We start from the raw sequence: 4064 nt of genomic DNA, 5'->3' as shown, positions 1-4064 counted from the left end.
GTGGCCGTCGTGACGGCGCACGGGGTCGAGCTCGCCCACCGCGGCCAGCGGTACGTGTTCGCGCGTCCCGACGCGGGCGCCGACCACGGCGCCGAGGTCGGGGACGGCACCGTCGTCGCCCCGATGCCCGGCACCGTGCTCGCGGTCCGGGTGGCCGAGGGAGACGCGGTCGCGGCCGGTGACGTCCTCGGTGTGGTCGAGGCGATGAAGATGGAGCTCGCGCTCAAGGCGCCGTACGACGGCGTGGTCACGGTCGTCGCCGCGACCGCCGGCGAGCAGGTACCGCTCGGGGCCCCACTCTTCACCGTGGAGGCAGCGGATGAGTGAGCTCGCCCTCCCGATGGTGGTCCCCGAGCCGGGACTGCCCTCGCGGGTGACCATCTACGAGGTCGGCGCGCGCGACGGCCTCCAGAACGAGCAGTCGCTGGTGCCGACCGCGGTCAAGGCGGAGTTCGTGCGGCGCCTGCTCGCCGCCGGCCTGCCGGTGGTGGAGGCGACGAGCTTCGTCCACCCGAAGTGGGTGCCGCAGCTGGCCGACGCGGCCGACCTGATGACCGGGCTCCTCGCCGATCTCGGCGACCGGGCTCGGGCGCTGCCGGTCCTCGTCCCCAACGAGCGCGGTCTCGACCGGGCCCTCGAGCTCGGGCTGCGCCACGTCGCCGTGTTCGCGTCGGCCACCGAGACGTTCGCCGCGCGCAACCTCAACCGGACGCTCGCGACCCAGTTCGAGATGTTCGAGCCGACGATCACGCGGGCGCTCGCTGCCGGCATGCACGTCCGCGGGTACGTCTCGATGTGCTTCGGCGACCCGTGGGAGGGCCCGGTCGCCGTCGACCAGGTCGTCGGGGTCGGGAAGCGGCTGCTCGACCTCGGCTGCGCCCAGCTCAGCCTCGGCGACACCATCGGCGTCGCGACCGCGGGCCACGTCCGCGCGCTCGTCGAGGCGTTCGCCGCGGCAGGCGTCGACCGCTCCCGGCTCGCCCTCCACTTCCACGACACCTACGGCCAGGCCCTCACCAACGTGCACGCGGGCCTCCAGGCCGGGGTGACGACGTACGACGCCTCGGCCGGCGGACTGGGCGGCTGCCCCTACGCGCGCAGCGCGACCGGCAACCTCGCGACCGAGGACCTGGTGTGGTTCCTCGACGGTCTGGGGATCGAGCACGGGGTGGACCTGCGCACCGTCGTGGACACCAGTACGTGGATGGCCGGGCACCTCGGTCGGCCCAGCCCGTCCGCCGTGGTGCGCGCGCTGGCACAATCACCGGCATGACCAGGGTCGTTCACCTGCACATCGGTGCGCCGAAGACAGGGACGACCTACATCCAGTCGCGACTCGGTCGCAACACGCGCACGCTTGCCGACCACGGGGTCCACTTCCCGGCCACCGGCCGGCTCGCACGACCCGAGCTCTCGCAGTTCCGGGCTGCGCTCGACCTCACCGAGCAGGACTGGGGCGGCGCGCCCGGCCACGCCGAGGGCGCCTGGGACGCCCTGATGCGCAAGACCCGACGCCTCGACGGCAATGTGATCATCAGCCACGAGATCCTGGCGCCGGCGCCGGCGAAGGTGATCCAACGGGCGATGAACGACCTGTCGGGCAGCGAGGTCCACATCGTCTACTCGGCGCGGGACCTGGCCCGTCAGCTGGCGGCCGCCTGGCAGGAGAGCGTCAAGCAGGGCCGGGCGTGGACGTTCCGCAAGTTCCTGCGGCGCTCCCGGATGGGCAAGCCGTTCATGATGCAGGCCTTCGACATCCCCGACGTGCTGTCGTCCTGGGGGATCGCGGTGCCGCCGGAGCGGATCCACCTCGTCGTCGTACCAGCGAAGGGGAAGGCGCCGGCTGACGGCGTCGAGGACACCCTGTGGACGCGGATGTGCCGCGCGCTCGACATCGACCCGGCGTGGGCACCGCTCGACAGCGACGCCGCCAACAAGTCGCTCGGCGTCGCCGAGACCCAGGTGCTGCGCCAGCTCAACCAGGAGCTCGGGCGCAAGGTCGCGCGCGAAGGGGAGTACGACGAGCTGCTGCGGCGGATGGTCGCCGACGGCTCGCTCTTCCACCACCGCTCGTCGCCGGTCACGCTCCGCCCCGACAGCTATGACTGGGTCGAGGAGCGCACCGAGCGCTCGTTGGAGTGGATCCGCGCCAGCGGCATCGACGTCATCGGGGACCTGGACGAGCTCCGTCCGCAGCGTCCCGACCCCGCCCAGCGCTGGCACAACCCCGACCGGGTCAAGAAGCAGGCCATCACCCGGGCCGCCGTCGGCGCCCTCAGCGCGATGACCGCCGAAGCCGCCCGCCGGCCCGACCCCCACGGCCTCGCCGCCCGCGCCACCCGCGAGCTCAAGCGCCGCCTCGAACCCTGACCCCTTCCGCCGAGTTGCCCACCTTGCAGGGCCGAGTTGCCTGGGTTGCGGGGCCGAGTTGCCTGGGTTGCGGGGCCGAGTTGCCTGGCTCAGCGACCTCGCCGCCGCTGCTCCGGGGCTCGTGCATAGGTACGACGACCGAAGGCGGGCGCCCGACTCCCGTACGCCGCGCCGAGCTCCGCGAGCCACGTCGCGCGTCCTTCGAGGGTCAGGCCGTCGCGTCGTACGACGATGATGATCCAACCTGCTGCCGCAAGCGCGGCGCGCCGCTTCTGATCGTGCGCTCGATCCTCGGGCGAGGAGTGGAACTCGAGACCGTCGTACTCGACACCGATCCGGAGATGCTCCCAGGCATTCTCGATCTTCGCCCGCCCCCATCCGTCGACCCATACCCAGACCTGGGCAGCCGGCATCGGATAGCCCTCGTCGTAGATCGTGATCCGGATCCACGACTCGGGTTGGGAGTCGACCCCGGTTCGAGAAAGCGGGACCAGCTCTCGCAGTTGGGTGACCCCTCGGCGCGCGCGGAAGCGCGGCAGCATCGCCACCAGGTCCGCCTCGGAGATGCCGTACGCCGTGCGGAACGCGTCGAGCGCTCCGATCGCCCGCCACCGTCCGCGAAGGCATGCGATGTCACAAGCGGTTCGCAGCACGGTGGTCACCCGCACTCCATCAATGACGGTGATCTCGTCCGGACGGAGCGCTCGATTGCCACCGAGCACGCCGGCGCGACGCGTGGCACGAGCACCGCCGACGCTCACGATCTCCAGCACAGGCGCAACGTCGCGCTCGACGGCGTCGTGCAGGTCGATCCCGTGGAGCGACGCGGCGGAGCGATCGGTCACGACGCAGTGCGCTGGCACCACGAGTGCGGCAGCTCGCGCCTTGGCGGCCGGCGAATCTCCCCAGTCAGCCGGCACGTAGACGCCGTACAGGAGCTGACGGACGGTGCCGTCGAGGAGCCGTTGCTGAAGCCGGTGGCGCGAGATGCCGCGGGCCATCAGGTCGGCAGTGGTGAACGGGCGGTCGTGTGGAATGTCGTGAGCCATCCCCCTACGACAGCCGCCTCAGCACCTGAGGACGTCTGCTGGCTCGATCGCCTGTGGAGGACAACCGGTTTCCACAGCGCGCTCGACCGAACTGGGCCCGCAGGACCGGCAATTCGGCCCCGCAAGAGGGGCAACTCGGACCCGCAAGACCGGCAACTCGCACCCGCAAGAGGCGCGACTCGGGCCCGCAAGAGGGCGATTCGGGCCCGCAAGAGGGGCAACTCGGCCCCGCAAGAGGGGCGACTCGGCGGTCAGGAGAAGGTGCCGCCGCGACCGGCACCGTCGCGGAACCGGGCGGCACCCGTCACGGCCTCGAGCAGCGAGCGGCCGCCGTGGACCCACTCGACGTCGAGGGCGCGGTCGAGCGGCAGGCCGTGCTGCTCGTACGACGACAACCGGTCCTGCTGCAGGCAGGTCTGCGGAAACGCGGCGATCTGCTCGGCGAGGGCGATGGCCTCATCGAGAGCGGCACCGGGGGCGCTGACCCGGTTGGCCAGGCCCATCCGCAGCGCCTCGTCGGCGCCGACGCCGCGGCCGGTGAGGATCAGGTCGAGCGCGTGGGAGTGGCCGATCAGCCGGGGCAGGCGGATGGTGCCGCCGTCGATGAGGGGGACGCCCCAGCGGCGGCAGTACACGCCGAAGATC

General features: G+C 72.0%; 5 protein-coding genes. 3 read left to right on the top strand and 2 right to left on the bottom strand.

Going from position 1 to position 4064, the window contains the following annotated elements; genetic code table 11:
- From H0487_RS24060 to H0487_RS21985, 3 genes are all read left to right on the top strand, one after another.
- Window positions 1–327, top strand: a 327-nt coding sequence (locus H0487_RS24060; protein WP_183096346.1) for an acyl-CoA carboxylase biotin carboxyl carrier protein subunit, incomplete at its 5' end; no start/stop codon positions are given.
- Window positions 320–1273, top strand: coding sequence for a hydroxymethylglutaryl-CoA lyase (locus H0487_RS21990; RefSeq protein WP_183096345.1), 954 nt, complete (start codon window positions 320–322; stop codon window positions 1271–1273). The genes H0487_RS24060 and H0487_RS21990, both read left to right, overlap by 8 nt.
- Window positions 1270–2370, top strand: coding sequence for a hypothetical protein (locus H0487_RS21985; protein WP_183096344.1), 1101 nt, complete (start codon window positions 1270–1272; stop codon window positions 2368–2370). Before H0487_RS21990 ends, H0487_RS21985 begins: the two co-directional genes overlap by 4 nt.
- An 89-nt stretch (window positions 2371–2459) precedes the next feature.
- Here H0487_RS21985 and H0487_RS21980 read toward each other — a convergent pair whose 3' ends face one another.
- Together H0487_RS21980 and H0487_RS21975 are read right to left on the bottom strand one after the other, a co-directional pair.
- Complete coding sequence (locus H0487_RS21980) at window positions 2460–3419, bottom strand: type IV toxin-antitoxin system AbiEi family antitoxin (RefSeq protein WP_183096343.1); 960 nt, start codon at window positions 3417–3419, stop codon at window positions 2460–2462.
- 251 nt (window positions 3420–3670) lie between these two features.
- Window positions 3671–4064, bottom strand: a 394-nt coding sequence (locus H0487_RS21975) for an enoyl-CoA hydratase-related protein (RefSeq protein WP_246384282.1), incomplete at its 5' end; no start/stop codon positions are given.

The sequence above is a fragment of the Nocardioides stalactiti genome (genome assembly GCF_014180715.1).
Lineage (GTDB): Bacteria > Actinomycetota > Actinomycetes > Propionibacteriales > Nocardioidaceae > Nocardioides > Nocardioides stalactiti.
The sequence above is the reverse complement of the archived record's forward strand: the minus strand, read 5'-3'. Positions and strand labels throughout refer to the sequence as shown.